Here is a 2607-nt window from a genome sequence, read left to right on the forward strand (position 1 = left end):
CCTCAGGCTCGCTTGACTATGTTGTATCGCTCGACGGACTGCCGATGTCGTCGTGGCGCTTCCGTGGTGAACCTGGCCCATAGCGCTTCCTTCCATTCCAGCGAGAAGAATGCACCATCAAACCACGGGACTAAACATCTAGATTGCGCAAGCGACCATGGCTGATCCCGAGATAAGCCGCCGCCGCTGCGTAGCGAAGGACTTTGGGTCTGACAGGCAAGTCCGTCATCTGGTCGAGGTTCCGGAAGCGTCAATAAAAACCCCCTCCGGGGATCATACATGTCTGGCATGAGTTGTCAGACATGACAAGGAAAGAAGCCGCGTCAGGCGGCTCCAGACCTGTCCCGGTTATCCGTCGTTTTCGTCAGCACTCCCGGACGTGAGCAGACCCTGCACGCGCTCGGCCTCTTCGATCTGGCGACTGATATCCTCCGGAATGGGCTGGTAGTAGCGATCCAGCGATTTCAGGTCGCGATGACCCGTCACCCGCTTGAGATCCAGCGGATTGGGCAGCAGTTTCGCAAGCCGGCTGGTCGCTTCATGACGCAGATCGTGGAAGGTGAGGTTCTTCAGTCCCGCATGATGGACCAGTCGGCGATAGCGCATGCTGAAGGCATCCTCGGTTCCGACATCGAACACGGCCTGCCCCGCTTTGGGCGGTCGCGGAAGCGTCGCCAGCTTCTCCCGCAGGAGACGGCGGCCGCCAGGCGTCAGGGGCCGGATCTCAGGTCCATGTTCCTCCCGATGCCTGTGCGTCTTCGTCCTGCCGGTCTCGCCGCCCAGGCGCAGGGTGCGGCGATCAAGGTCGATATCGCCCCATCTCAGGCCGATCGCCTCGCTGCGTCGCGTGCCCTGCTCGATGGACCAGCGGACAAGCCAGACATCGTCGGAATGAGGGGACTCGCCAATCGCGCGCAACAGGCGGTCGTATTCTCCCGCTTCCGTGCCGCTCTCGCTGTCCCGGAGTCGCCGGTTGCGCTTCTTGTCCGCGCCCTCAGGCCGTTTGACCACCCGTCCCGACGCATGGTTGACGATCGCGACATCCCACTCCGAAATCGCGTGCTGGATCACGGAGGCCAGCAGGTTCAGGCGCTTAACCACCGTGGCCGGAGCGTATCCTTCCGCTATCATCCGGTCCCGGAAACCGCGCACGTCGGCTGGAGAGAATTTCGAAAGGCGGACCCCGGCGATCGCCTCATCCCGATGGATGGCCGGCAGGTGCCCGGTGCGGTCACGTTCCCGATGGGCCATGCATTCGTCGCGATAGCGTTCCACGAGATGACCGACGGTCATCCTGTCGAGTGGGCGGGTATCCGTGAACTGGCCCAGTTCAGCCCTGGCGGCCGTTTCGGTGAGCCACTTCCGGGCCTGGGGCGCGGTGGAGAACGTTCGCTGCACACGGCGGCCGTCGACCACCTTGCGGGTCATATACTGCTTTGGGCCGCGATAGGTGACACCGCGTGGCAGAGGCTTGCCCGTAGCCGGGTCGAGCCGCCCGCTCACCGCCGCACCTTCCGGAATGCCCGCTTCGCTCTCCATGGGAGAAGGGTAGCACATTCCTCGCAATGGTGCGGAAATGGTGCAAAAACCCATATTTTCGAGGAGGGAATTTCCAGAAAACCGTTGGAAATCAATGGCGTCCCGTACGGGATTCGAACCCGTGTTACCGCCGTGAAAGGGCGGTGTCCTAGGCCTCTAGACGAACGGGACATGAGGCGTGAGCGGCTGGGTATCTCAGCGCGAGCAACGGGTCAAGGGCTAACCCGCATTTCTCACACGATGATGTGGGACCGGTGTGAGGGAGCGCCGTCAGCTGGTTCCGAGCGGTTCTGATCTGTTTTCGTAACGGGAAACCGAATTCTGGGCACGCGCCATCCATGCCCGCTTTGACGGGGATCAGACGCGTGGACATGGCGCCTTGCGGTGTCTGTTTCGTCAGCGGGCGGCGTTTGTGAGCAAGGCATGGGCGAGCCCGAACTCATATTGCCAGGGGCAGGCTGACGCCATGGAGATCCGGATCCTCCGGACGCTGCGGATGACCTGGGCACCGATCTTGAGCAGCTTGAGGCGGATCGTGCCGCAGGTTGCGGTGGCGAACTGCGTGTGGGCCAGTCCGATCCGCCGCGGCGCACACAGCAGGACATAGGCCATGGAGGCGAACCAGAGGCGCAACTGGTTGGCGCGCATGGTTCCCGAAGACGTCCGGTCGGCAAAGAGGTCAAGCTGGCATTCCTTGATCCGGTTCTCCATCTCGCCCCGCGCGCAGTAGATTTTCTCATACAGGTGACGTGCCCTGGCTTCGGCGGGTGACAGCGAAGTCACGACAAAGCGCGGATTTGCGGCCTCACTGGTCCATTCCGCCTTGCCGACGACACGCCGTGCCCGGCTCCAGCTGTCGCGGGTCAGCCAGCGGAAATCCCGGTATCGGCGCGCAGGTCGGCCCGTTCGCGCGCTTTCGGCCTCGGCAGCCGCCAGTTCACCCGCGACCTCCGCGACCAGCCGTGCATTGCGCGCGAGCCCGAACAGGACATCGACACGGTTGGCCTCGCACCAGGCCATCAGCGTTTCACGACAGAAGCCGCCATCGGCGCGCAGCAGGATCCGCAC

General features: G+C 63.2%; 2 protein-coding genes and 1 tRNA gene. All 3 read right to left on the reverse strand.

Annotated elements, in window-relative coordinates; all coding sequences use genetic code 11:
• Window positions 1–348: 348 nt before the first annotated feature.
• Window positions 349–1539, reverse strand: coding sequence for a tyrosine-type recombinase/integrase (locus EDC31_RS17425; RefSeq protein WP_207912144.1), 1191 nt, complete (start codon window positions 1537–1539; stop codon window positions 349–351).
• Between the two features lie 95 nt (window positions 1540–1634).
• Window positions 1635–1710 (reverse strand) — tRNA-Glu (locus EDC31_RS17430).
• Window positions 1711–1935: 225 nt separating this feature from the next.
• A partial coding sequence (locus EDC31_RS17435; RefSeq protein WP_132127225.1) for an IS1380 family transposase occupies window positions 1936–2607 on the reverse strand: 672 nt, incomplete at its 5' end.

Origin of the sequence: Acidomonas methanolica (assembly GCF_004346035.1) — a bacterium.
GTDB lineage: Bacteria > Pseudomonadota > Alphaproteobacteria > Acetobacterales > Acetobacteraceae > Acidomonas > Acidomonas methanolica.